At 46.2% G+C, this 25,487-nt stretch carries 20 protein-coding genes and 1 pseudogene; 14 read left to right on the top strand and 7 right to left on the bottom strand.

What is annotated here, in order from left to right; genetic code table 11:
- Nucleotides 1-12: 12 nt before the first annotated feature.
- Complete coding sequence (locus BN6628_RS11955) at nt 13-1,635, top strand: glycoside hydrolase family 3 protein (protein WP_068617672.1); 1,623 nt, start codon at nt 13-15, stop codon at nt 1,633-1,635.
- Nucleotides 1,632-2,675 (top strand): hypothetical protein, encoded by a 1,044-nt coding sequence (locus BN6628_RS11960; protein ID WP_068617673.1) that lies wholly within the window; start codon nt 1,632-1,634, stop codon nt 2,673-2,675. Before BN6628_RS11955 ends, BN6628_RS11960 begins: the two co-directional genes overlap by 4 nt.
- Nucleotides 2,676-2,917: 242 nt before the next feature.
- Here BN6628_RS11960 and BN6628_RS11965 read toward each other — a convergent pair whose 3' ends face one another.
- A complete protein-coding gene (locus BN6628_RS11965) occupies nt 2,918-3,877 on the bottom strand; it encodes a helix-turn-helix transcriptional regulator (protein WP_068617675.1) in 960 nt (319 codons plus the stop codon).
- A gap of 109 nt (nt 3,878-3,986) precedes the next feature.
- Here BN6628_RS11965 and BN6628_RS11970 point away from each other — a divergent pair, with 109 nt between their 5' ends.
- Nucleotides 3,987-4,466: a GyrI-like domain-containing protein gene (locus BN6628_RS11970; protein WP_068617677.1), complete on the top strand. Its 480-nt coding sequence runs from the start codon at nt 3,987-3,989 to the stop codon at nt 4,464-4,466.
- 43 nt (nt 4,467-4,509) lie between these two features.
- Entirely contained in the window at nt 4,510-4,974 is a 465-nt protein-coding gene (locus BN6628_RS11975; RefSeq protein WP_068617679.1) for a phage tail protein, read from the top strand.
- Nucleotides 4,975-5,064: 90 nt separating this feature from the next.
- On the opposite strand, the gene BN6628_RS11980 is transcribed toward BN6628_RS11975, so the two are convergent.
- Nucleotides 5,065-5,859, bottom strand: coding sequence for an SDR family NAD(P)-dependent oxidoreductase (locus BN6628_RS11980; RefSeq protein ID WP_068617681.1), 795 nt, complete (start codon nt 5,857-5,859; stop codon nt 5,065-5,067).
- 234 nt (nt 5,860-6,093) lie between these two features.
- On the opposite strand from BN6628_RS11980, the gene BN6628_RS11985 reads away from it, so the two are divergent.
- A complete protein-coding gene (locus BN6628_RS11985) occupies nt 6,094-6,936 on the top strand; it encodes an aldo/keto reductase (RefSeq protein WP_068617683.1) in 843 nt (280 codons plus the stop codon).
- 69 nt (nt 6,937-7,005) lie between these two features.
- On the opposite strand, the gene BN6628_RS11990 is transcribed toward BN6628_RS11985, so the two are convergent.
- Nucleotides 7,006-7,764 (bottom strand): DeoR/GlpR family DNA-binding transcription regulator, encoded by a 759-nt coding sequence (locus BN6628_RS11990; protein WP_068617685.1) that lies wholly within the window; start codon nt 7,762-7,764, stop codon nt 7,006-7,008.
- A 243-nt stretch (nt 7,765-8,007) separates the two neighbouring features.
- On the opposite strand from BN6628_RS11990, the gene BN6628_RS11995 reads away from it, so the two are divergent.
- Entirely contained in the window at nt 8,008-9,051 is a 1,044-nt protein-coding gene (locus BN6628_RS11995) for an oxidoreductase (protein ID WP_068617687.1), read from the top strand.
- Between the two features lie 61 nt (nt 9,052-9,112).
- On the opposite strand, the gene BN6628_RS12000 is transcribed toward BN6628_RS11995, so the two are convergent.
- The 3 genes and pseudogenes from BN6628_RS12000 to BN6628_RS12010 all read right to left on the bottom strand — a co-directional run bounded on the left by BN6628_RS12000 (nt 9,113) and on the right by BN6628_RS12010 (nt 13,895).
- Nucleotides 9,113-12,505, bottom strand: coding sequence for a family 14 glycosylhydrolase (locus BN6628_RS12000; RefSeq protein ID WP_068617689.1), 3,393 nt, complete (start codon nt 12,503-12,505; stop codon nt 9,113-9,115).
- Between the two features lie 182 nt (nt 12,506-12,687).
- Nucleotides 12,688-12,903 (bottom strand): annotated as a pseudogene (locus tag BN6628_RS12005) (TetR-like C-terminal domain-containing protein); the annotation flags it as partial.
- A gap of 77 nt (nt 12,904-12,980) precedes the next feature.
- On the bottom strand, nt 12,981-13,895 hold the full coding sequence (locus BN6628_RS12010) for an ArsR/SmtB family transcription factor (protein WP_068617691.1): 915 nt from the start codon (nt 13,893-13,895) through the stop codon (nt 12,981-12,983).
- A gap of 253 nt (nt 13,896-14,148) precedes the next feature.
- Between BN6628_RS12010 and BN6628_RS12015 the strand changes: the two genes are divergently transcribed.
- Entirely contained in the window at nt 14,149-15,897 is a 1,749-nt protein-coding gene (locus BN6628_RS12015; protein WP_068617693.1) for a glycoside hydrolase family 2 protein, read from the top strand.
- 150 nt (nt 15,898-16,047) lie between these two features.
- Here BN6628_RS12015 and BN6628_RS12020 read toward each other — a convergent pair whose 3' ends face one another.
- The gene (locus tag BN6628_RS12020; RefSeq protein ID WP_068617695.1) at nt 16,048-17,673 is read right to left on the bottom strand and encodes a multicopper oxidase family protein; all 1,626 of its coding nucleotides are present in this window, start codon (nt 17,671-17,673) and stop codon (nt 16,048-16,050) included.
- 234 nt (nt 17,674-17,907) lie between these two features.
- Between BN6628_RS12020 and BN6628_RS12025 the strand changes: the two genes are divergently transcribed.
- From BN6628_RS12025 to BN6628_RS12055, 7 genes are all read left to right on the top strand, one after another.
- Complete coding sequence (locus tag BN6628_RS12025) at nt 17,908-18,111, top strand: copper ion binding protein (protein ID WP_068617697.1); 204 nt, start codon at nt 17,908-17,910, stop codon at nt 18,109-18,111.
- Nucleotides 18,108-18,731 carry an NAD(P)/FAD-dependent oxidoreductase gene (locus tag BN6628_RS12030; protein WP_068617699.1) on the top strand — a complete coding sequence of 208 codons (624 nt, stop codon included), beginning with the start codon at nt 18,108-18,110 and terminating at the stop codon, nt 18,729-18,731. Before BN6628_RS12025 ends, BN6628_RS12030 begins: the two co-directional genes overlap by 4 nt.
- A gap of 130 nt (nt 18,732-18,861) precedes the next feature.
- Nucleotides 18,862-19,554 carry a response regulator transcription factor gene (locus BN6628_RS12035; RefSeq protein WP_068617701.1) on the top strand — a complete coding sequence of 231 codons (693 nt, stop codon included), beginning with the start codon at nt 18,862-18,864 and terminating at the stop codon, nt 19,552-19,554.
- Nucleotides 19,551-20,636 carry a sensor histidine kinase gene (locus BN6628_RS12040; RefSeq protein ID WP_068617703.1) on the top strand — a complete coding sequence of 362 codons (1,086 nt, stop codon included), beginning with the start codon at nt 19,551-19,553 and terminating at the stop codon, nt 20,634-20,636. The genes BN6628_RS12035 and BN6628_RS12040 overlap by 4 nt, the downstream gene beginning before the upstream one ends.
- A gap of 244 nt (nt 20,637-20,880) precedes the next feature.
- The gene (locus tag BN6628_RS12045; protein WP_068617705.1) at nt 20,881-22,326 is read left to right on the top strand and encodes an MFS transporter; all 1,446 of its coding nucleotides are present in this window, start codon (nt 20,881-20,883) and stop codon (nt 22,324-22,326) included.
- A gap of 181 nt (nt 22,327-22,507) precedes the next feature.
- A complete protein-coding gene (locus BN6628_RS12050) occupies nt 22,508-22,858 on the top strand; it encodes a metal-sensitive transcriptional regulator (RefSeq protein ID WP_068617707.1) in 351 nt (116 codons plus the stop codon).
- A gap of 162 nt (nt 22,859-23,020) precedes the next feature.
- Complete coding sequence (locus BN6628_RS12055; protein WP_068617709.1) at nt 23,021-25,456, top strand: heavy metal translocating P-type ATPase; 2,436 nt, start codon at nt 23,021-23,023, stop codon at nt 25,454-25,456.
- Nucleotides 25,457-25,487 lie beyond the last annotated feature (31 nt).

The raw sequence follows: 25,487 nt of genomic DNA on the forward strand, positions 1-25,487 counted from the left end.
AGGAGAACCAACATGAAAGCGTGCAATGAGCTTACACTGAAGGAGAAAATTGGCCAGCTTCTGATGGTTGGCTTCGAGGGTCTCACACCGGATGCGAATATTCGGGACCTGCTGCACAACCATTTCGCCGGAGGAGTTGTGTTATTTTCCCGTAACCTGGATACTACCCGGCAGTCATTTGCCTTAACACAGGAACTCCAACGGATGGCGATGTCATCTACTGGCATCCCGCTATGGATCGGGACGGATCAGGAGGGAGGCATGGTTGTCCGCTTAAGGCAGGGCATCGCCCAGCTGCCAGCGGCCATGGCCTTGGGAGCGGCCCGTGATCCCCGCTTGCTTTACGAAGCCGCCAAGGGAACGGCGGAGGAACTGAGGACACTTGGCATCAATATGAATTTCGCGCCTGTAGTAGACATCAATGTTAATCCGCGGAATCCAATTATTGATGTCCGCTCGTTCGGAGACGATGCGGAGCTTGTCGCAGAGCTGGGAATCGCCGCCATGCAGGGCTTTCAGGACGGGGGAATCGTCTCCGTCATCAAGCACTTTCCCGGCCATGGCGATACGGAGACGGATTCCCATGCGGAGCTGCCTGTCCTGAGGCATTCCCTTGAACGGCTGTGGCTCGTGGAGCTTGTGCCGTTCCATAAGGCTGCACGGGCCGGAGCCGAAGCCATTATGACGGCACACGTTGGTGTTCCGGTGCTCACTGGCGGCAAGCCTGTACCAGCCACGCTCTCCCCGGAAATTCTGACAGGCCTGCTGCGGGAAGAGCTTGATTTTAACGGCCTTGTTGTAACCGATTGCATGGAGATGGATGCTGTAACACAGGGGATCGGCGTGGGCGAGGCCGTCGTCCGGGCTGTACTGGCCGGATCGGACCTTCATCTTGTCAGTCATATTTATCAAAGCCAGTTGGAGGCAGTGGCGGCCCTGGAGCGTGCGGTGGCGGAAGGGCGTCTGACGGAGGAGAGGATTGATGCTTCTGTGAAACGAATCCTCTATCTTAAGGAGCGCCACATTGTCGAGGGGAGGGAGCTTAGCTGGGAAGAGGTAAGCCGTCGTCTGCAGCAACCCCAAACCCTCCGGGCCATTGAGCGGCTGCGCGAGATGAGCATCACCGCTGTGAATCGGGAACCGGATTATTGCGGGTTGTCTCCCGAGATGGACACGCTAGTGCTCTGGCCACAAGTAGCTGCCGCCAGTAAATCCGAGGATGAACCGATATACGATGCCACCCTTGGGGACATACTGTGCTCGTTTATTACAGCCAAGTTTAAGGAGCGTATGTACGGAAGCAGTCCGGGACCGGATGAGATTGAGGCTCTGATCTCAGAGGCCGCAAATTATGATCAGATCGTCGTGGGCGTGTTCCACACGGCTTCAAATCCTGGCCAGCCAGCTTTGGTGGACAAGCTGTTAACAGGAAAGTCCAAGGTTATTCCGGTCTCCCTGCGCAACCCCGTGGATCTCGCGGCATTCCCGGATGCCAAGGGCTTCCTTGCCTGTTATGAGCCCCATCCGCATACTTTGCAGGCTCTATCCCTCGTTCTGATGGGCAAGCTGAAGCCTACAGGAACACTGCCAGTCACGATTCCAGAATACTCATCAAAAGGGGGGAGTATTATATGAATGCCGTTCAGCTTCCAGTGCTGAATCCGCCACTTAAAGGATTTTTACGATGGGCCTACACGCTTTCGATTACCAGCGCCCATGAAGAAACCATCCCATGGTATTACAGCAATTTTATTCAGCTATCCTGCACCAAGAAATTTCTGGAGCACGGCAGCCATTGCTATATGGACTTTTTCAGAGGCAAACCCAACGAACTGAATTTTAACAATCCGTTTCTGCTCACCTGCTCTGTTAATTATACGATTATGGAGAGTCTCGCCATGGACAACTGGCCCAGATTTTTCGCGGACCAGATCAAGAGCGGTTATTATTGCATCGTCTTTTTGGATGAGTCCAAGCTATCACCGGCCCCCTACTATCAGAAGGAGCCGTTTCCTCATCATCTTTTTATATACGGTTTCGATTGGGATGAAAGTCTCTTCTATGTTTCCATGTTCGACTATACGGGAGTATACCGCAATCTGCAGATCCCGTTTCAGGAGTTCATAGAGGCTGTCCAATCTATGAGACATCTTCTGAGGGATAACGTCACGGCTGATCATCATACGTATTTCTTTAAATATGAACCGCATTCGCCGTATCCATTCGATAAAACGGCTGTCCTCGATCAGCTGCGGGATTATATTAACGGGGAGAACCACTTAAACCGGATTAATTACAATACCGACGACGTGGAAGCCTTCGGAATTAAAGTATACGACTACCTGCAAATGTACTATGATGCCGTAGAGAGCAGCGATCCCCGGTTGGATAGCCGCAGTGATGTGAGACACCTTCATGTCCTGTGGGAGCATAAGAAAATGATGAGTGAGCGGATTGCCTATTTGGTCGAAGAGGAGATCATCCCCTATGATGAGGAGCTGGTTGAAGGCTACAAGGATATCACTAAAAGGGCGATGAAGCTGAGAGATCAGTACATCCGTCACGAAATCCGTGAAGATAAGGAAGTGTTCGAGCGGCTGAGGCTTCGGTTTAACCAGTTCCGGGAGGAAGAGCCGGCTTTATTGCGCAAATTAATTGCAATGCTGGAGGCGTGAATTAAGCCGCTTTGGGCCAACGACAGCAAGAAATCAATTCCAAGAGGCTGCTGTTACAAAACAACATTTAACGCAGTACTAAGGCTGGCTGCCCTTCTATTTATGAGGAGGTCGGCCGCCTTGTTTTCACGCACTCAAGGGATAGTAGAACCAATACATACATTCTTCATTAGACAAGAGGCTAGAACATCTACCGTTGGCTAAATCTCTCTTGGAAAAAAATTGGTTTTAACTGGGGATGTTTATGGGCAAAATAAGCTAAATCTCTCCCGCATACCTTCCAACACTTCTTCTGGCATTTCCCTGATCTTGATATCTCCACCCAGGAAAAGCAGCCAATTTGTGATTTCGTTCAGTTCTTCGGATTTATGAACATTAATAAAAGTCCGCAGAATAGCTGTGGTTTGGTAGGGGTTCGTATAGGAAATTGAAACTTTTAAAGGATGGTATTTTCTGAACTGAGCGATCGCTTTGGGGCCAAGCTCAAGGACAAGATTGACTGCTTCTTCCTGCTTCATGAGTTCTAAAATTTTCTTTTTACTTAATCTTTTTTTGATTGGGTAGGGTTCTACTGTGACGAGATTGTCGACAGAAAAGGTCCGCCTCTTCTTCTCATCCAAGTCAAAACCTTCAACTAGCCACAGGCTCTTCTCACGATAAAGGTGCAAGAGATAGATGGGGTAAGACACGATTTCCTTCTCTTCTTGGAGGGCAACCGATAGATAGCTGTCTGAAAGGAGGATTTGGATGAGTTTTTCCAACATAGGGTGAGGCAGGTCTGATAGATCAAGCAGGTCAGGATTGTTAGGGTTGGTGCCCTCAAATAGCAGGATTTGATTCAAAAGAACAAGGTCATCCTGCTGGTTCTTTGAGATAAGTCCCAGTAATTTCTCAGCTAAAGACTGGCGGCTTTTAAGATAGGGGAGCTGTTGATTTCTTGTAGCCATAAACGCAATAAAGAGGGCTTTGATCTCATTATCGGTAAAACGAACCGTGGGAAGGACAGAGTTGTTCATGACAAAATAGCCCCCGTCCCTTCCAACTTCTGCAACAAGGGGGACCCCTAGTGATTCAATTTCTCTAATGTCTCTAATTGCTGTTGACCGGGAGATGTTAAATTCCCGCATGATTTCAGAAATGGTAAAGTGGGCGCGGTTGTTGACATACCGCATGATGATATTAATCCGTTCTACTTTTCTCATCGGGGCCTCCTAAACAGTATCACTTTTTGACATGATTTAAGGTTATTATAAACCCATCAAGTGAAAAGACAAATCATTTGAAAATTTGAGAAAAAGGATGGTTTTGAATATGGCACAGTATACTCTTGAGGAAAAAGACAGCTTTACTGTATTGGGAATTGGAACTAAGCTGAAGAGCGATTATACCGACTATGCAGGCATCAACAAGGAAAAGGCAGACTTTTGGTCAGCCGTAGAACAAGATGGAAGACTGGATACTTTAAAGTCCATAGCTATAAATGACTATATTTTTGCCGTGAGCGAGGCAGTCAATAACAAGATGATGTATTATGCTGGCGTTATGACTGAAAAGTCGGTACCGGAAGAATCAAGAATTATTCAGTTTCCTAAAGGGGAATACCTGATTGTTAAAGGGGAAGCGAAGACGGCTGAGGAGCTGAGCAATCAGCTTGCCGGCATCGCCTTTGGTCAAGTCCTGCCAGAAGCAAATAACATTGCCTATGTTGGGGGGCCGAATGCAGCAGTTGAGATGGGACAGCGGGACGGTGTAGTATTTGGTGAAATGTGGATTCCCGTTGTAAGGAAGTAAACAGATTTTGTAACGCTCGCAAAACTTGTTAGGAGGAATGAACATGTCCTATGTTGTTGATTTTAATAATGTGTCTACAGTTGGATTGGAGTCTTCACCGGTAGCTGAGGCGCTTGCTGGACTACGGGCTAATGAAGCGCGTTACTACATGAACAAATACAAACATGAGTTTACGGTCGTTCCCGCCAGTGAGAGCCAGGAGACGCTGGATTACGTGAACCGGATTTTGAAAGAAGAACGTGATATTGAGTTCGCGGCCAAGCCTTTAGAGACGTCCCGTTTTCAGGTGGAAAATATCCTAATGGCCTATGTTTTTTATGAAGATGGCCTCGGACTCAATGTGATGTACACGATTGATGATCCTAAGAAGCGGGCTGTTGGTTTTAAGCTGTCTGAGGGGATGGAAGTCCCTCAGGAGCTAGAAGGGAAATTTAAGTTTGCCAGACAGAAATCTAAATTAGCTGGAACGATTCGGGGTTCGTTCTTTGTAATTAAGGGAGAATACTAGACAGCTAACGATTCCGCGAGGAAATCGTGAAAACAAAAATGAATGGATTGAGGACATTCCTCAATCCATTTCCATTTCTATGAGTGAATCTTAGAACACGCTGCGTACAAGGCCTCCGTCAATCCGGTAAGCAGCACCGGTAATGGCCGAGGAAAGGGGGCTGCTTAGGAAGGTAACCAGGTTGGCTATTTCTTCTGGCCGAATAAGCCTTTGAATGATCGAGGTTGGCCGATTCTCTTTCATAAATCGTTTCTCAGCTTCTTCTACAGTCATTTTCTCATCAGGATAGAGCGTGTTTAACCATGTCTCAACTCCTTCCGTTAAAGTGGAACCAGGCATAACGGTATTGACCGTTACATTCGTTCCTTTGGCCAGCTCCGCTAAGCTCCGGGAAATCGAGAGCTGCATAGACTTGGTTGCACTATAATGAGCCATTTCTTGTGAAGGCATGATAGCTGCTTCGCTGGCAATAAAGATGACCCGGCCTTCTTTCTTCTCAATCATTCGGTTTAAATAGTGACGGGAGAGCCTAACCCCACTCATAATGTTGACCTCGAAGAATCTAAACCAATCTTCATCAGGAATATCAAAATATTCGGCAGCCTCGAATATGCCAAGGTTGTTAATCAAAATGTCAACATCAGCGAATTTCTCAATTATCTGTCGACACCCTTGCTCTGTTCCCAAATCCGCAGCTGCGGATTCGAGTTTAGCGCTCGCATGCCTATCTCGAATTTCCTTAATCGTGTTGGTTACTTTCTCCTCACTGCGGCCATTGATAAGCACGGTGGCGCCTTCCGCCGCTAATGATGTGGCGATCGCTTTTCCGATACCTGCTGTAGACCCTGTAACCAGAGCTGTCTTTCCTTGCAAATGAAGTTCCATGTGTATTCCTCCAAATGTTTTTAATAATATGGATTAATAACCGTAATGTTATGAATAGACTCTTCCAGCTGCATAACTGGATAGGCACTTTTTAGTACCTATAGCACTAAAAAGTACGTACTTTTATTTTCACTTGTCCTATTACATAATAGATTTCGCCGGCAAGGTCAGTCAAAATTTTAAATAGCAAAATCATTAGTTCCGGCAGATCGTTTAGTTTAGGAGGAATTTTCAATGATAAAGAATTTGCAAGATACAGTGACTCTACACAATGGTGTGGACATGCCAGGATTTGGTCTCGGGGTATTTAAAGTAGAAGAGGGGCCAGAGCTTGTAAATGCGGTTAAAGCAGCCATCACACATGGATACCGGAGTATCGATACAGCAGCGATTTATGGAAATGAAGAAGGCGTAGGTCAAGGTATCCGTGAAGGATTGCAAGCAGCAGGTATCTCAAGAGAAGAGGTATTTGTTACTTCAAAAGTATGGAATGCTGATCTAGGCAATGAATCGACAATCGCAGCTTATGAGACAAGCCTTAAAAAGCTTGGACTCGAGTACCTCGATCTATATCTGATTCATTGGCCTGTTGAGGGCAAATATAAAGAAGCATGGCGTGCATTAGAAACGCTTTATAAAGAAGGACGGGTAAAAGCGATTGGTGTAAGCAACTTCCAAATCCATCATCTTGAAGACTTGTTGAAAGACGCAGAAATTAAACCGGTAATCAACCAGGTGGAATATCATCCATGTTTAACTCAAAAAGAGCTGCGAGCATTCTGTGAACAACACGGCATTCAAATGGAAGCTTGGTCTCCGCTAATGCAAGGTGGACTATTAGACAACGAAGTATTGACTACGATTGCTGCGAAATATAATAAATCTGTAGCTCAAGTGATTTTGCGCTGGGATGTGCAGAACGGCATTATTACGATTCCAAAATCAACTAAAGAGCATCGTATTATAGAAAATGCTGCTATTTTTGATTTTGAACTCACTGCAGAAGATATGAAGCTGATTGATGAATTGAATCAGAATCACCGGGTAGGTCCAGACCCTGACAATTTTGACTTTTAATCTATAAACCATAAGAACATACACATAAAAAAAGCCGCAGTAGTTGCGGCTTTTTTTATGTGTATCAGTCTAGACGGACGCAATCATAACCTTAACTTCAAAGTCCTTAAAAATTTTATCAAATGATTGTACTGGCTCGATATCTGTGACTATCATATCAATTTGATCGAATTGACAAACACGGTGAAACAAACTTTTTTCAAATTTGCTTGAATCTGCTAGTAAAATAATCTGGTTTGCTCTTTTGATCATCTCTCTTTTCATATAGGCTTCTTCTACTGTAGAAGCGAATACGCCTTCGAGTGACAGCCCGCATGCACCTAAGAACAATTTATCTACTTTGATATCGGACAGCATTTCGATTGCACGAGGACCGAATACGTATCGATGCCAAGTATTTAGCTCACCACCTAACAAATGGGTGGTGATTTCAGGTTTGTCGCATAGGATAGCAGCAATGTCGATGGAATTAGTCACAATAATGTTATTTTTCGATGTTAAAAATTCAGTGGTGTATTGTGTCGTAGTCCCTGCATCCATTAGGAGATAGTCCCCGTCCTGAATGATGGAAGCAGCCATATAGGCAATTCGACGTTTATTCTCAGCGTTTTCTAATCGATCTTTATAGCTGTTTATATGCTTGGTAAGCGCAGGCAACATAGCACCGCCTCGGATTCGAACGATTAAACCATCCTGTTCCATCTTCACCATATCGCGTCTGGCCGTATCATAAGAAACCTCGTATAGTGAGCAAATTTCCTCCATGCTGATCTTCAGATTTGATTTTAAATAGTCCAGAATGGATTTTATTCTTTCTTCCTGATTCATATTTGTCCACCTTAGCTGTTTAGTCTCCCTTTATTTTAGTATTTGTTGCCTCCTAATACAATGCAAGCTCAATTTATTGTCATTGTTAACCTGCACAAAGGTTGCAAGAAACCAGGTATAATTAAGTGAAATAATTGAATTTGTAATTATTTAAACTATTATTTGTCATGTATTTTCGGTATAATAAATACAATGAAATAAATTCGAGGCTTAACAAGCTCCAGAGAAAGCGGGGAATAACTAATGAATACAATTAAGGTCGGCATTGTGGGTTATGGACTGTCGGGTGAGACCTTTCACGCACCACTTATCCAATCTATTGAGGGAATGGAGATTCTTAAGATTGTCTCCAGGAATGCTGATAAAGTGAAAAGAAAGCTGCCAGATACGGAAGTAGCATCTTCTATAGAAGATCTATTATCCGATGAAAGAATTGATCTAGTCGTCATCACAACTCCGAATTCAACACATTATTCTTATGCGAAACAGTCTTTACTCGCTGGGAAACACGTTGTAGTTGAGAAACCGTTCGTTATCCAAAAAGAAGAAGCACAAGATCTGATCGAAACCGCTAGCGGGCAGAACAAAATGCTGAGCGTTTTTCACAATCGGAGATGGGATAATGATTTTCTGACCGTGAAGAATTGTATCGAATCCGGCGTTATGGGCGAAATTTATCAGTATGAAGCGCATTTTGACCGGTATCGGCCAGAAGTTAGAGAAAGATGGAGAGAACAAAGTGGACCAGGCGCCGGAATGCTTTATGATTTAGGAGCGCACCTCATCGATCAAGCGCTGTATCTATTTGGTAACCCGATAAGCGTGTACGGGGATGTATTTGCACAACGAGCGGGTTCCGTGGTGGATGATTATTTTCATATTATCTTAAATTATGGGGAAATGCGGGCCATTCTGCACAGTGGTTCAATAGTTAGAAGCTCCGGGCCGAAATTTCAAGTTCACGGCAGTAAAGGGAGCTTTATTAAATTTGGTCTCGATTCACAAGAGGATGCTCTTCGTCAAGGCAAAAAGCCGGGAAGTCCCGGTTGGGGGAGAGACCAAGAGCAGTGGTATGGTGAGTTGACAACTGAAATTGGGGAACAAGAGATAACCAAAAAACTAGAAACAATACCGGGTTCTTACGAAAACTTCTATCAGGGCATTTTTCAATCGATAACCGATCAAGCTCCAGTACCTGTAAGTCCAAGTGAAGCGATGAATACGATTAAGGTGATTGAATTAGCCAAGAAAAGCAGTCTGGAGCAAAGAACGGTCCTTTTTGAATAATAGAGAAGAGAGGGAGGGGCTGGTAACCAGCCGCCTCCTATTTTTTTCTGAGGAAATCATATTAACCCGCCTTGGCCAGTATTTTCACTTCCTTAGGCCCCAGTGTCACGTTTACGGAACCGTTGTGGATTTGGACTGTATCTGTCCCAAGCTGGTTCTTTAGTGTGGAACCATTGGAGATATTCTCGATGTTCGAGACGGTCCGGGTGGCAGTGTTCCAGGAGTTGTTGATGACTACCACAACCTCATCTCCATCCTTGGAACGTTGGTAGCCGTAGAAAGAACCGTCTGCAAGCTTTTCTTTCTGTGATCCATTTTGCAGGGCCGGATGGCTGCTGCGAACGGCGCTGATCTTCGCAATATACTTATACAGTTCATGATTGGCGTCCGGCACAATGTCCTCCCGGTTCTGCGGGTCAGCTCCGCCGCTGTATCCGAGCTCCGTCCCTTGATAAATGATCGGGATGCCCCTTGAGGTCAGTACAAATCCAAGCGCAGCTTTGAGCTGCGGCCATTTGTCATAGGAAGCACCGGGCTTGCCGGAAGCCTCGTTCAAGAAGCGCTTAACGTCATGATTGTCTAGAAATACACCATTAAGCTTAGCATCCCGATAGTTGGCATCTTCACTGTATCGGTCCTTAATCTTGGTTGTTGAAGCGTCATGGCCGAATACGTCCCTGATCGTATAATACATAGGGAAGTCGACCACCGCATCGAGATAGTTGGAGTAGTCCCCGATCCTGGACGGGTTGCCGTCATAGATTTCCCCCATAGTGAACGTACCCGCGGCTGTATCGAAATCCTTCAGGAACCATTTAGGCATATGTTTGGCAGTGTCTACACGTAGACCGTCCACCTTAGTCTCTTGAACGAGCCATTTAATCCAGTTTTTCAATTCCTGCGCTGTTGCCGGATTCTCCTGATTAAGGTCATCAAGCCCAGCTACATCCCCGTTCTCGATCTTCCACTGGTTGTTGGAGTCATAGTCAGCATCTGTAATGCTCCCGTTATGATGGTACCAGTCTGGATTATTGAAGGGAGCCGCAGCTGTGCCGTTGCCAGGCTGGAAATCTCCTGTGTGGTTGGGGACGACATCCAGCATGACAGCAATCTGCTTGCTGTGTGCTGTATTCACCAGCTCCTTCAGTTTATCCATGGTACCCAGGTGTCCGTCGATGGAGTAAAAGTCATAAGTATGATAGCCGTGATAGGCATTGACACTCTTCTGGGCGGTAACTGGAGTAATCCAGATTGCCGTGAAGCCCAAGTCCTTGATATAGTCCAGCTGATTGATAATTCCTTGGAAATCTCCGCCATGCCACTTCGCCGGATCATTCTTGACCGATGCGAATCCTCCCCAATTGTCGTTGGAAGTATCCCCGTTGCTGAAGCGGTCTGTCATGATAAAATAAATGCTTTGCTTGCTCCAGTCCGTTGCTGATGTTCCTCCATCCGGGACAGACCCCGGGACTCCCGGGGATATCGCGCCTGCCGATCCGTTTGCATTTGGAGTATAGGTGGATGTGCCTTTACCGAAAAAATAGTTCTTCATGTTGTTGCTGTCCCAGGTGCCGTTTCCGTTATTAAAAGCGGCTTCAATCCGGCTTGCTGTGCCGAGATTGAGTGTGATTTTGGCATATCCAGGATAAGAGGATTCCGCATCGGGCATGGGCCTCCCTGGGACCTGCGTCCATGTGCCGCCTTCTGTACGATAATGGATGTAGGGTGTGGCATACCCTTTCTTATAATAAATCGTGGCTGTGTTTCCATTGCCGGGATCAACGGCCGGAGCTCCTGCCGTAATCGTGCCTGCCGATCCATTTGCAGCTGGTGTGTAGGTTGACGTCCCCACACTAAAGAAATAGTTCTTCATGTTGTTGCTGTCCCATGTACCGCTTCCATTATTAAAAGCCGCTTCCAGTTGGGTGGCTGACCCGATATCGACCGTGATTTTGCCATATCCCGGGTAGGCCGATTCGGCATCAGGGATTTTCGTGCCTGGAGCTGTAGTCCATGTGCCGCCTGCTGGACGGTAATGCAGATAAGGCGTTGCGTAGCCTTTCTTATAATAAATTGTGACCTTGTTGTTCCCGCCCGGGTCCACGACAGGTGTAGCATGATTAATTACATACTTCTTGAAATTCGCCAGATCTCCAGTCGGCGAGCCGTCCGAATTAACAAGGTTCCCCAGCCGCAGCAGGGTAAATCCGTTATAACCCCAATTCAAAATCTTCTCTTCAATTTTCTGAAAATTGCCGGTTGGTAGAGCATTCTCTCCGTTTAGCCGCACACCTTTGCCCTTGGCGATGGAAGAAACCGTGTCCACTAACGTAGAGGGGAGAGAGTAGGCGGGGGAAGTCCCGCTATCATACATTTCCAGAGCCGTAAATGTAAGGTCAATGTTATTGTCCTTGAACTTCTGGATCAGGGTGTTGTAATCGTAATAGCCAGCGGCATGCTCGGCACTGTGCGGCGCTGCAGGATTGTTAATCTGCCAGTGAATGCCCGAGATTTTGGCGCCAATCCGGACCCCGAATACAGGATCAAAGTTGGCATGAGCCGCACTCGCGATGGTGTCCAGATGTTTCTCAAGCACACTTTGGTACCACGCTAGAAAATCCTTGCCATAAGCGGTTGAATAACCTCCGTTAGAGTAGAATCCATCTCCGTCACTTGGCGGATTAATGCTGCTGGTATTGGTCAACTGAAGACCCCAAGCCTGGTTCACACCATTTAAGGAGCCGTATTTGCTGAGCATGGCGGTTCTGAACGCATTCTTGGCCGTGTCTGTGTAGACCTGGAACTTTCCGCGGGATGGATAACTCCAGCCAGCAGCCTGATAGTAGGAAGGGAATCGAAGCTCGCCGGAAGGCCCTCCGCTCAAGTATATTTTGGCGATTAACCCTTTATAGCTTGAGAAATTGGAGGCAAAAGAAGCATACAAATCGTTGTACTGCTGGCCGATTCCGCTCCAGAAAGGGGAAAGGGCTTCATTGTTTACATAGCCGGTCTCACTTTTATACTTCATTTCATCGGCAGAGCCTTTATTCCAAAGCCAGGAGGGAATAGGAATATTGCAGTCATCACCTGGGTTGCCGCCGCAGGCATGCGTCGATAGAATAGGGACCCACTTCAAGCCGGATTCTTGGACCACGTTCGCATACGTCTTGTAGTAACTCCAATCGAACTGGTTGTCACCTGCAGCCTCAACATCCCCCCACCATACATCGGTGGTGAGGGCATATACGCCATTGTTCTTCAGAGTTTGGAGCTGATTACGAAAAGCATTCCAATCGGTAATTTTGGTCAGTGGAGCCATTACGTAAGCTTGAAAGTCAGATGCAACTTCTGCTTTGGCGGTGTTCGTGAGGGGAGTAAGAAAAGTGCCTAGGATGAGGGATAGAATAAGAGTAAATAAACAGCCTTCTTTCCATATTTTTTTGACAAAGGCCAAACCGGTCATCCTCCTCATAATTCAGATAATAGGGAACAAACCAAACCGACGGACTGCACGCGCGTGTGTAAGTTGTGCAAACGTTTACATTTACAGTTTAATTTTTACAGTTGGCATTAACAAGTCAAATAATTGTTCAAAAAAGGGGATTTTATTGACAGGTATGCAGAAATCCACATGGATTACAGACTTCTTTCCAACAGGGTTCCCACTTGTTTAGCCATAACTTGAGGCGGATAGGGCATTCCATTCCGAATCCACCACTCAATGACCCCAACATAAGCAGTTCTGGCATATTGCAGCATAACGTCTTCAATTAAATCCGTTTTCTCTCCACACTTTTTGTCAATCTCGCCTTTGAATCCTTCCATAAACGAATCTAGAAGCCGACTTCTAAAGAAAAACAAGGAAACAAGATCAGGCCAAGCAGCATGTTCTATAAAAACATGACCGCTTGGCCTGATTTGTCATTTACTTAATAATTTATCCGCACCTGGATATTCTGCTCGTAGTTGCCGAAGTGCTTGCCGAACAGACTGACGCCGCCGGCATGACGGGCATCCTCTGGGGAGACGATGCGAAACCGGATTTCCTCTCTAGGCAGGATCGGAATATCCTTCATCGATACATCGGACATCCGCATGCCGTCCATATACGTACCTGAAGAGGTGACGAGCAGCGTTTTCAGCAAGCCGTGCTGGGTGCTGCCGATTTCCCACCACGAAGGAGTCAGCTTCCCGCGCACGCTGCCGAAATCGCCTGGCGAGGTCCAGACGCATACGGGAATGTCATTGAGCAGAAATGTTATGTCTGACGGCCAATCCTCGGCATAGCCCGGTGCTTCCGAGCCAATCTCCAAAGAAATACGCAGCGAGCTGATACGGTTCTTGCCGGATACGTAGTTCGGAATGCGGTATTCGACATAACCGCTGGCGAACCAGATATGCTGGGCCTTAACGTGCTCGGGCTCGGCGAAATACCGCGGGTCGTCGCGCATCCCGATCAGCTTCGCCTCGGAGGCGAGTCCGCAGGTGGGCTTCACCTGCCAGTCGGCATACTGCCCGACAGGAATGTCCACGTCGTAGCCGTCCTGCTGGGACTCGGCCGGGCGGCCTTCATCGGTTTTGAAGACCAGCGAGGCCTGCTCCAGACGAAGGGAGCATTGCTTCTGCATGCCGCGCTTGCCAGCGGTAATTTCCGTGCGGAGAATGCCCGCCTCCTCCAACTGCTGTACATGCTTGGTCACGATCGCAGAGGAGAGATTCAGCTTATGTGCCATTTCTTTTATATTGAGGCTTTCCTTGCCGAGCATTTCGATCATTCGAATACGCGTCTCTGATGCCAACGCCATGAATAAAGGCAAATTTTCCTGGCTTACTTTGATTTCCATAGAGCCCCCGATGTTATTTTATAAGTTGTTTTGTATCTATTCTATAACCATATGATTAACTAAACAAGAAAATAATTGACTAAATTTAACGGTTAATTTAATATTTACGTGAGAACTCATAGATTAATCATTAACTAATTAGTTAACCAAAAAACTTGGGAAAACAATGCAGCAAAGGCTGAAGGCAAACCACCGCAATACGCAAGCCAATTCTGAAATATCAAATCAAATCATGGGAAAAGGAGTTTTTACTATGGAACCCACGATCACGATCCCCCGTCCCGAATACCCGCGTCCGCAATGGGTGCGGGACCACTGGCTGAATTTGAACGGCGCCTGGCAATTCGAAATTGATCACGGCAAAAGCGGGAAAGAGCGCGGCTACCACCAACCGGAGCATGATCTCAAAGGAACGATCACCGTTCCATTTTGTCCAGAAAGCAAGCTGTCTGGTGTGGAATACAAGGACTTTATGGCTGCGGTCTGGTATAAGCGGGAATTCACCTTGCCTAAGGATTGGATGAAGGGCAGAGTTCTGCTTCATTTCGGTGCTGTTGATTATGAAACCGAGGTATGGGTCAACGGGGCTTCCGTTGGCATGCATCGCGGCGGGTATTCCTCGTTTAGCTTTGATATAAGCCCGCATGTCACGGAAGGTGTCAACGTGGTGACCGTCTATGCGGAGGACGATGTCCGCTCGGGACGTCAGCCGCGCGGTAAGCAGAGTGAACGCTTCCATTCGCATGGCTGCGACTATACCCGCACGACTGGCATTTGGCAAACGGTATGGATTGAATCGGTGCCTGAAGCATATATGTCGGACATGAAAGTAGTGGCCGATCCGGCTAATGCATGCGCACACCTGGAAGTGAAGGTCATCGGAAACGCTGCGGGGGCCGAGCTGAAGGCTTCCGCATGGTATGACGGGAAAGCCGTCGGCGAAGCTGTGGCCCGGGTGCATGGGCCATGCGTCAAGGTTACCGTGCCTTTATCGGAAGTCCATTTGTGGGAGGCGGGCCACGGTCGGCTGTATGATCTGAAGCTGTCGCTCGAACGGCAGGGCCTGACTGCTGATAAGGTCGATTCGTATTTCGGACTGCGCACGGTGCGGCTGGATGGCATGGCGTTCCGGATCAATGAGAAGTCGGTGTTCCAGCGGCTTGTGCTGGATCAAGGCTTTTACCCGGACGGCATTTATACCGCGCCCTCGGATGAGGATCTGCGGAAAGATATCGAAATTTCGATGGGCCTTGGATTCAATGGCGCAAGACTGCATGAGAAAATGTTCGAGCCGCGCTTTTTGTATTGGGCTGATCGGCTTGGATATCTCGTCTGGGGCGAACATGCCAACTGGGGACTTGACATTACCACGACCGCAAGCTTATCGCGGTTCTTACCCGAGTGGATAGAAGGGGTGGAGCGGGATTACAATCATCCGGCGATTATCGGCTGGTGCCCGTTCAACGAGACTTGGGACCGGGACGGCGCCAAGCAGGATAACGAGGTGCTGCGCATCGTGTACGAGATGACCAAACGGCTTGACCCGACACGCCCGGTGATTGATACCAGCGGCAACTTCCACGTCGTGACGGATATTTTCGACCTGCATGATTACGATCAGAATCCGGAAACGTTCCGGGCCAGATACGAACCGATGAAAACCGGCGGAGAGGTGTATAACACGTTCCCAGACCGGCAGACGTATGGCGGGCAACCATATTTCATCAGCGAATACGGCGGCATTTGGTGGAACCCCGGCCAGAAGGAAGACAACGCTTGGGGCTACGGCGACCGGCCGGCATCCGAAGAGGAGTTCATCAAGCGATACGAGGGCTTGACGAATGCTCTGCTTGATCATCCGATGATGTTCGGATTTTGTTATACCCAGCTGTATGACGTGGAACAGGAAGTGAACGGTCTGTATACCTACGACCGGCGTCAGAAGTTCGATCCGGAGGTGATTCGCCGCATCAATTCCCGTAAAGCGGCGATTGAGGATTGAGAGGTACTCCTAAGTTTAGTGAGACAGACGCTTAAGAAGGGCCGTTGGGCCCTTCTTTTCTTTAGCCCTGAAATGGTTCCACCATTTTTAAGCATCTGTCAACGTATGGTTATTATTATAAGCAGCAGCGTAATTTTGTTTTATGTTAATTTACTCTGGAATATTTTCAACATTCGGATCAGGGATATAACTGCTTTGATAGTCCGAATACATCACATCCGTGACCATCCCAGCAGCAGCGTGGTGTAAATCATGGCAATGGAACATCCAATCTCCCGGGCTGTCTGCTTCAAATGCGACTTCATAAGTTTCCCCTGGCTTCACATTGAGCGTATCTTTCATGATCGGTGATCCTTGAAACAGTTGGCCATTTTTACTTAATACTTGGAAGAAGTGTCCGTGCAGGTGCATCGGATGATCATCCGAATTGGACTTGTTAACAAAGATCACTTTGACCTTGTCCCCTTTTTTGACGTTAATTTTATCGGTATCCGGGAATACCTTTCCGTTGATCGTATAGGCCATTTCGCCGTTCTTCATTTCTGTATTTAAATTCAATGTGACTACTTGATCAAATTTCTGAGATAAAGAGAACTTGGCTTTAGACATCTTACCGTATTGTTCGAGGTCGAACAGAGGTAGGGTGGTGTCAGAAGCATTGGATTTATCAGTTTTTGCGTCTGAGCCTTCGTATTGAATGACAGCTTTCATATTCTGAATTTTAGACGATGCTTTTCCGTGCTCTTCCAAAAACCAGGAGCCTGGATTATCGGCAGTAAACTCAATATCATAACGCTCTCCGGGTGCAATGGAAAGCAGCTGGTTCTGGATGACAGCAGGATCATTCACCGGCTGCCCATCGGTTGCGATGACTTTGAAATCATGGCCATGCAGATGCATTTGATGTGTGATAAATCCTGCGTTAATGAGGCGGATTCTAACCTTGTCGCCTTCTTTTACAAGTAACGGATCTATCGAATTACCCGATTTCCCATTGATCGTGTAGATATCATACATGCTCATATCATGCCCACTCATGTCCATACTGCTGTGATCCACATTCATATCGGATCCGGACATATCCATGTTGCCATGATCCATATTTCCCATATCCATGTTGCTTGAATCATGTGTCATCTCCATATTGGTGCTGGTGGACTCCTCAGTTTTTCCACCCATGTTCATGCCCCCAGAGCTCATCCACTCATCTAATATCAGCGTATAATCCTTATCGAAATCATCCTTTGGATCTTCAACGATCAATGAACCATACAAGCCTTTATCCACCTGGTTCACACTGTCTTGATGAGAGTGGTACCAGTACGTGCCCGGGGTTGTAGCTTTAAATTCATAGGTAAACGTTTTTCCAGGCTCTACAGCGTCTTGGGTCACACCAGGAATTCCATCCATGTTATTCGGGACTGGATACCCATGCCAGTGAATGGAGACAGGTTGCTTCATCTCATTTTTGAGGTTAATTTTTACTGTGTCCCCGACCTTCACACGAATTTGCGGCCCCGGTACCGAGTTGTTAAAGGTCCACACAGGCAGCGTTGTTCCTTTAGAAACCTCCAGATTGCTTTCTTGAGCTGTAATAGTAACTTCCTTACCGTCGACCACATTCATGGCGGATGTCAGTTTAACGGCATTAGAATCCGGTGTTGTGTTCATTTTCGAATGATCCATGCCCTCCATATTGTTGACCTTGGCACAGCCTGTGGCAATGATCGCAATTGAGCTTGCTACAACCAAGGTTTTAAGTATCGCTGTCTTCATTTCAGAATCCCCCTTGTCATTCATATCATCTTGGCCTTATCCATCATAAAACAAAGGTATATAGAATTTATGAAGATACCTATATGAATTCAAGGCTTTCAGTTAACCGCATTTATTCGCCGTAATTAACGTTGATTCCTAAAAAGTCCCCTACGTATAATATAAATCAAATATTGAAAATTATACTATAGGGGGGTATACTAATATTGAATATAAATAAAGGAGTGTTGGTCCATGAAAACAATTACTTTAAATGTCAGTGGAATGAGCTGCCAGCATTGTGTAAATTCGATTGAGGGGGCTTTGAAACAAATCGGAGCCGATGGAAAAGTGGATCTAGCGAACAATTCAGTTGATGTTAAATTCGACGAGAATAGACTTTCCTTAGACGCCATAAAAGAAGCAATTGAGGATCAAGGTTACGACGTGAGAAAATGACGAATAACAAAGTTGTGATTGCGGTGTCCCCACCGGTTCAAGTTGGAGGAAGCTTATTTACTGCTAAGCAGTTCCTCACTATCAGTAAGATTATGGGTCCAGATCAACAGATTGAAATGACACCGTTCCGACAGCTGTATATTGAAATTCCGGTTGAATCCCAAGATACGGTGACCCGGGATTTGCGAAGCGTTGGCCTCGAGGTCAACCCCTCAGGATTTGCAATCAAAAGCCTGATTGCTTGCAATTTCTGCAGGGGGCCAGAGAATGCGGGACTAGATATTGCACAGAAGTTGAATCTTGCGATCGCAGGCATTCTAACACCAGCTCCGCTCAAAGTGGGATATGCCGGCTGCGCCCTTGGAACGAGTGAACCCCTATTAAGAGATATCGGGGTTGTCAAAATGAAAGACAAGTTTGATATTTATGTGGGCGGAGATTCCAAAGGCATCAAGGCATCTTTGGCTCAGCTTTTTTTAACAGGTCTAACCGAAGAACAAGTCATTCGGGCAGTATTGAAACTCATTGATTATTATAAGGCTCACGCCAAAGGCAAAGAAAAATTCAGTAAGTTCGTCAATCGGATTTCCATGGAACACTTAAAACAAATCACAGCGTAACATCAAAGAAAATCCACAACAGGTCATTTCTTTAAACAGGGAAATGGCCTGTTTGATTAGGGTGAAAATAAATCAAATCAGGGCAGCTGAATAATTATAAAAATGATGGCAAAGGAGATGAGTAACCATCATGCGAAAAACTTTAATTGTAGAAGACGAAGAAAAAATTAGGGAGGTTATTGTGGCATATTTAAAAAGAGACGGCTTCGAAACCACGGAGACAGGCAGCGGGAATGAAGCCCTGCATGAAGTCTCAAAAAATACATTCGATTTGATGATTCTGGATTTAATGCTGCCCGATATGAATGGGGAAGATGTCTGCCAACAGGTACGAGCAACATGTCCGATGCCCATTATAATGTTAACGGCAAAGGCATCGATTAACCACCGTATTCATGGTCTCTCCATCGGTGCTGATGATTATATCGTGAAGCCTTTTGATCCGAATGAACTTATCGCACGGGTTCGAACAGTGCTGCGACGGACGAATCCGCAGGAACTTCTGGCTGAACGGATGGAATACGGAGAGGGAAGGCTGATCATTGATAACCAGGCCAAAATGGTGTTTGTTAAAAACGAAGCGATCGGTTTAACCCCTTCAGAATATAGACTCCTTCTAGTCATGGCTAGGAACACTGATCGTACATTCTCCAGAGAAAAACTGATTGAATTGGTTATGGGATATGATTTTGATGGGGACGCACGAATCATTGACCAGCATATTAAAAATCTGCGTCAAAAAATTGAAGACGACCCCAAAAAACCTTCGTTTATACAGACAGTCTTTGGAACCGGATATCGATTTCATGGGGGAAGCCAATGAAGCGTTCTTTGTCGTTCCGATTAAGCATTCTTTTGATTATGTATACCGGCGCTATATTGATCATTGCATCAATTGCAATGATCCATGCTACCCATTACCATTTCCAGTTATATGGGAACGAAATGGAAGAGAGCCATCATTCCACCGATTTGTTAAATTCACATTTGGAGCAAGCTATTATTCAATCGATCGGGTTAACGATTGGTGGGGCATTGAGTATCGCATTAATCTTGAGTATCTATATTGCCAGACGTATTTCTTCACCCTTAATCGGTATGAGAAATTTAACTCTGGTAATGGCGGGAGGAGAGCGTGATGTGCGATTGCCTTTAAAAGGAGCACCGAAAGATGAATTAGACGAGCTTGCGACCTCCATCAATCATTTGGCAGAGCAGCTACAGCAACAGGAGCAGTTAAGGATTGCGATGACTGAGAATATAGCCCATGAACTCAGAACACCGCTGACCACGCTAAATAGTTATCTGGCAGCGATTCAAGACGGAGTGTGGGAACCAACTCCGGAACGTATACAATCAAGTCGAGAAGAGATCTTTAGGTTGATTCAATTAGTTCAGGACTTAGAAGAACTGCAAATTTTTAGTTCCAGTGACTTTTCCTTATCCCGCAAAGCAGTTCCCCTGCAGAGATCCATTGAACAAGTTATGGGACTGATGCGCCCATCATTTAAAGAACATGAAATTCAGCTGTCAGAGGGTTATATCCCCTGTGCCACGATCCTTGCCGATGAGAGCCGGTTGGTTCAAATTTGGACCAATATCCTTTCAAATGCCTTAAAATTCACACCCAAAGGTGGCAATGTACGATTGGATGGGGAAATCATGGCCGATTCCGTTCTGATCACCGTAACCGATAGTGGTATTGGCATCCCTGCAGAAGACCTGCCCCATATATTCGAGAGGTTCTACCGTGTGGAGAAATCGCGGAACCGGAAAATGGGCGGAGGGGGGCTGGGGTTAGCGATAACAAAGACACTCTTAGAACGTCATGGCGGACAAGTGTGGGCGGAGAGTGATGAAGGTGTGGGTACACAAATTCATGTCAAACTGCCAATAGTCCAGTGAAAACGTTCCGGTATCACCACAAGTGTTCCTTTTCTGAAATGGAACTTAAAGTGCTCTCTTCATGACTTAAATCATGAACTAACACAAGACAAAAATAATCTTGACAATATAGGGTAGGGGGCTATACTATATTTTCATCAACCGGTAGTTTATGAGACCAGCACTCGTCAATGACGGCCGTCACGGGTGAATAAGGGTCTTATCAAGGAAGTGCCGGTTGAATTCAAATGTAGGAGGTCCACTCATGTCAATACAGACCCAAAGTATTCCCAAGGCTGATCCAAAACGATGGATGGGACTAGCGTTATTATGCCTTGCGAATTTTATGGTGATTATGGATACATCGATTATCGGGGTTGCCTTACCAGCTATCAAAGAAGCCCTGGGATATTCCCAAGAAAGCTTGCAATGGGTTTTTAATGCTTATGTTATCTTTTTTGGAGGACTCTTGTTGCTTGGAGGAAAATTATCTGACTTGTTAGGACATAAACGCATGTTTATGTGGGGATTTTTAATTCTTACCCTAGCTTCATTGCTGGCGGGTCTTGCTTGGAATGAGAATGTTTTAAATATCGGTCGCGCTTTGCAAGGCTTCGGTTCGGCTTTGATTGCTCCCTCGGCCTTAACGATAGTCATGACCCTGTTTAGTGGTAATCCGAAGGAACTTGGAAAAGCCATGGGATTTTGGGGTGCATCCGCTGCTGCTGGAGGTTCCGCTGGTGTATTTCTCGGTGGTGTCATTACGCAGTGGCTCAGCTGGGAATGGACATTTCTAATCAATGTTCCCGTCGGGATTCTCGCACTCCTTTTATCGCTGGGATTGCTGCCGAAAGGGACAAGAGGAAAAGGCAGCATCGATATTATCGGTTCCCTTTTTGTCACTGCAGCTTTGGTATTAATCGTGTACGGTATCGTAACGGCAGAACATAATGGATGGGGAGCCCCAACCACTATATGGACCCTTATCTCAGGAGCAGCACTCTTTATCCTCTTCCTTATCATTCAGGCAATCAAAAAAGAACCTTTGATCCCTTTGAAAATTTTCAAAACTCCGAACCTGGCTGCTGGAAACATCGCTTTGATCATGTTGTCCGGTGGATGGATTCCGTTATGGTATTTCCTCAATCTCTACATGCAGCAAGTTCTCAAATTTTCAGCATTTACTGGCGGGGTCGCTTTGCTCCCGATGACCATATTAATTGCCATCTTTATGATCGCGGTCACTGGTAAATTAATCGCCAAATTCGGAATGAAAGCAAATATTGTCATCGGGCTGACCGCTCTAGGGACTTCCTTGATTTTATTCTCCAATAATACGCCAGTGAATGGAAGCTTCCTGATAAACGTGCTTCCTGCATCGCTTTTGGGTGCACTTGGTATGTCACTGGCCTATATACCATCCATGATGACGGCGATGTCCGGAGCAAAACCCGACGAGGCGGGATTGGCGTCCGGTCTAGCTAATACAAGTTACCAGATCGGCTCCGCTATCAGTCTTGCCGTTATGGTGACCATCGCGGCTACCACAACCGCTGCCCAAACGGGAGATCATTCCGCGGAAGCCCTTAATGCCGGATTTCAAGCTGCCTTCTTATGGTCCGGAATCGTTGCCTTTACCGGAGCCGTGTTAACCCTATTGTTTGTACGAACTTCAAAACAAGCTGATACCACCATGTCAAATACGATGTGATTCAAACTGAACTCCTGCCGTCACCCAATGGCGGGAGTTCTTCATTTTTAAATTAAGAACTGGAAAGGATATGGTGTGTACATAACTTGACAGTATAGGGGTGGGGGGCATAAATTAGAATAAGAAACGTTAATGAATCGCCACAGATTAATCGAGCATTTCAAGAATGGGGGTAAATGGAATGAGTGTTGAAGTTGAAACGAATCAAGAATCGGTAACCCTAGATCCAGGATGCTGTTCCAGCGATGAAACGGAGCGGAAGAGTCATCATTCCGATAAAGTGAAAAGTAATATGATTTCAAGATTGAATCGTATTGAAGGTCAGATTCGAGGCATCAAGGGTCTTATTGAAAAAGACACCTATTGTGATGACGTTCTGAATCAGATTGCTTCGGTCCAATCCGCATTAAACGGGGTGGGTAAGCTATTACTGGAACATCATATGAAAAGCTGCGTCATCGAGCGTATACAAGATGGCGATACCGAAGTACTCGATGAACTGTTAACCACGATGAATAAGTTGATGAAATAAGTGGGTTTGAAGCAGCACTGGGTGCTGCTTTTTTAGATCACCATTATAGGGTACCGGAGTACACATAAATAGAAAAATCTGATTGACTAAATATAGGGTACGGGGGTATACTAAAATAAAACAACGAATAAATTTGCCATTATTCAGTAGGAGTGATGAATCGTGGAAGCTCAGGCTAGAAACGAAAGTAAACAAACAACCTTACAAATCACAGGCATGACATGTGCAGCATGCGCAAATCGAATCGAAAAAGGCTTGAACAAACTGGAGGGTGTTTCCTCAGCCAACGTCAATTTTGCTTTGGAAAAAGCCAGCGTAACCTATGATCCGGGAAGAATCGGAGCTGATAAATTAGAGGAAACGATCAAGAAGCTGGGATACGACACTGCCAAAGAGGTAGTTAACTTTAACCTGGAAGGCATGACTTGCGCAGCATGCGCAAATCGAATCGAAAAAGGTCTAAGTAAACTTCCAGGGGTTACTCATGCATCCGTCAATTTTGCCATGGAAACGGCAAGAGTGGAATATTCGGCTGGAGATATCTCGATCACTGAAATGCAGAACAAAGTAAAGCAGCTTGGTTATAAAGCGGTAACAAAGCAAGAGTCAAAAGAAGCCGGGGATCATCGCAAACAAGAAATTAAGCATCAAAAACGACTTTTGCTCCTCTCGGCGATCTTATCCTTCCCGCTCCTCTGGAGTATGGTTGCGCACTTTTCGTTTACCTCTTGGATCTACATGCCGGATATTCTGATGAATCCGTGGTTTCAGCTCATCTTAGCTACACCAGTTCAGTTTTATGTAGGCAAACAGTTTTATGTGGGCGCTTATAAAGCGCTGCGCAATGGAAGCGCGAATATGGACGTATTGGTATCCTTAGGAACATCAGCCGCCTATTTTTACAGTTTGTACGTGACGTTGGAATGGTTCGCTGCAGGTGCCAGCGTTCATCACGGTCCATCCTTGTATTATGAGACCAGTGCGATTCTGATTACGTTGGTCATTATGGGTAAATTGTTTGAATCACTCGCCAAAGGACGTACCTCAGAGGCCATCAAATCCTTGATGGGGCTTCAGGCCAAGACCGCACTTGTTGTGCGCGATGGCCAAGAGATGACGATTTCGGTTGATGAAGTCATGACTGGCGACACCGTTCTCGTTCGTCCCGGCGATAAAGTGCCTGTAGATGGACTAGTGCTTGAAGGGACCTCATCCGTTGACGAATCCATGTTGACAGGGGAGAGCTTGCCGGTAGAAAAGAAAGCTGGAGACACGGTGATCGGAGCGACCATCAATAAAAACGGCATACTCCGCATTCAAGCTACAAAGGTCGGTAAAGAAACAGCACTGGCACAGATTATCAAGGTTGTAGAAGAGGCACAAGGTTCTAAAGCGCCTATTCAGAGGGTGGCAGATGTGATTTCGGGTATTTTCGTTCCGATTGTTGTAGGGATTGCAATTGTGGCATTCCTGGTTTGGTTCTTCCTCGTGACACCAGGTGAGTTTGCAGAAGCCTTGGAAAAAGCAATAGCCATTCTTGTCATTGCCTGTCCGTGTGCTCTCGGCTTGGCAACCCCAACTTCTATTATGGCCGGTTCCGGGCGGGCAGCAGAGCTTGGGATATTGTTTAAAGGTGGGGAACACTTGGAGCAGACCCATAAGATTAACGCGATCATCTTGGATAAAACCGGAACAGTCACCAAAGGGAAACCTGAACTGACCGATGTACTCACCGAAGGTGATGAAGAAGAGTTTCTGAGACTTGTCGGCGCTGCCGAAAAAAACTCTGAGCATCCTTTGGCTGAAGCAATCGTGGCAGGAATCCTGGAACGCCAAATCACGCTTCCTGGAACAGAGTACTTTGAAGCAATTCCTGGATTTGGAATTAAATCTGTGGTTGAAGGTAAAGAATTGCTGGTCGGCACACGTCGTTTAATGGAAAAGTATGATGTCAAGGCAACGCAAGCTTATGAAACGATGACCAGGCTTGAGGAAACCGGCAAAACCGCAATGCTTGTTGCCATCGATAACCGATATGCGGGAATGGTCGCAGTGGCTGACACCATTAAAGAAACCTCGAAAGAAGCTGTCAGCCGATTAAAAGAAATGGGAATTCAGGTCATTATGATTACCGGGGATAATGAGCGGACTGCTAAAGCGATCGCGGCTCAGGTTGGAATAGATCATGTACGCGCTGAAGTCCTTCCTGAAGGAAAAGCAGAGGAAGTTAAAACACTCCAATCACAAGGTAAAACCGTTGCGATGGTTGGAGACGGCATCAATGATGCACCGGCTCTTGCTACAGCAGATATCGGTATGGCCATCGGAACGGGGACCGATGTTGCGATGGAAGCCGCTGACGTGACCCTCATGCGTGGTGACTTGACAAGCATTCCAGACGCAATCTATATGAGTCGTAAAACGATGGGGAACATTCGGCAAAACCTGTTTTGGGCTCTTGGATATAACACACTTGGTATTCCGATTGCCGCCATCGGATTGTTGGCACCATGGGTTGCAGGAGCGGCAATGGCTCTAAGCTCCGTCTCTGTCGTCCTGAATGCACTTCGATTACAACGGGTCAAAATAAAAGGCTAAAAAGGAAACAAATATAACCAATCGATTGAAA

It is taken from the genome of Paenibacillus tuaregi, assembly GCF_900086655.1.
Classification (GTDB): domain Bacteria; phylum Bacillota; class Bacilli; order Paenibacillales; family Paenibacillaceae; genus Fontibacillus; species Fontibacillus tuaregi.

Coding starts and splice junctions, on each gene's coding strand:
- BN6628_RS11955 (WP_068617672.1), top strand. CDS start 13: ATGAAAGCGTGCAATGAGCTTACACTGAAGGAGAAAATTGGCCAGCTT.
- BN6628_RS11960 (WP_068617673.1), top strand. CDS start 1,632: ATGAATGCCGTTCAGCTTCCAGTGCTGAATCCGCCACTTAAAGGATTT.
- BN6628_RS11965 (WP_068617675.1), bottom strand. CDS start 3,877: ATGAGAAAAGTAGAACGGATTAATATCATCATGCGGTATGTCAACAAC.
- BN6628_RS11970 (WP_068617677.1), top strand. CDS start 3,987: ATGGCACAGTATACTCTTGAGGAAAAAGACAGCTTTACTGTATTGGGA.
- BN6628_RS11975 (WP_068617679.1), top strand. CDS start 4,510: ATGTCCTATGTTGTTGATTTTAATAATGTGTCTACAGTTGGATTGGAG.
- BN6628_RS11980 (WP_068617681.1), bottom strand. CDS start 5,859: ATGGAACTTCATTTGCAAGGAAAGACAGCTCTGGTTACAGGGTCTACA.
- BN6628_RS11985 (WP_068617683.1), top strand. CDS start 6,094: ATGATAAAGAATTTGCAAGATACAGTGACTCTACACAATGGTGTGGAC.
- BN6628_RS11990 (WP_068617685.1), bottom strand. CDS start 7,764: ATGAATCAGGAAGAAAGAATAAAATCCATTCTGGACTATTTAAAATCA.
- BN6628_RS11995 (WP_068617687.1), top strand. CDS start 8,008: ATGAATACAATTAAGGTCGGCATTGTGGGTTATGGACTGTCGGGTGAG.
- BN6628_RS12010 (WP_068617691.1), bottom strand. CDS start 13,895: ATGGAAATCAAAGTAAGCCAGGAAAATTTGCCTTTATTCATGGCGTTG.
- BN6628_RS12015 (WP_068617693.1), top strand. CDS start 14,149: ATGGAACCCACGATCACGATCCCCCGTCCCGAATACCCGCGTCCGCAA.
- BN6628_RS12020 (WP_068617695.1), bottom strand. CDS start 17,673: ATGAAGACAGCGATACTTAAAACCTTGGTTGTAGCAAGCTCAATTGCG.
- BN6628_RS12025 (WP_068617697.1), top strand. CDS start 17,908: ATGAAAACAATTACTTTAAATGTCAGTGGAATGAGCTGCCAGCATTGT.
- BN6628_RS12030 (WP_068617699.1), top strand. CDS start 18,108: ATGACGAATAACAAAGTTGTGATTGCGGTGTCCCCACCGGTTCAAGTT.
- BN6628_RS12035 (WP_068617701.1), top strand. CDS start 18,862: ATGCGAAAAACTTTAATTGTAGAAGACGAAGAAAAAATTAGGGAGGTT.
- BN6628_RS12040 (WP_068617703.1), top strand. CDS start 19,551: ATGAAGCGTTCTTTGTCGTTCCGATTAAGCATTCTTTTGATTATGTAT.
- BN6628_RS12045 (WP_068617705.1), top strand. CDS start 20,881: ATGTCAATACAGACCCAAAGTATTCCCAAGGCTGATCCAAAACGATGG.
- BN6628_RS12050 (WP_068617707.1), top strand. CDS start 22,508: ATGAGTGTTGAAGTTGAAACGAATCAAGAATCGGTAACCCTAGATCCA.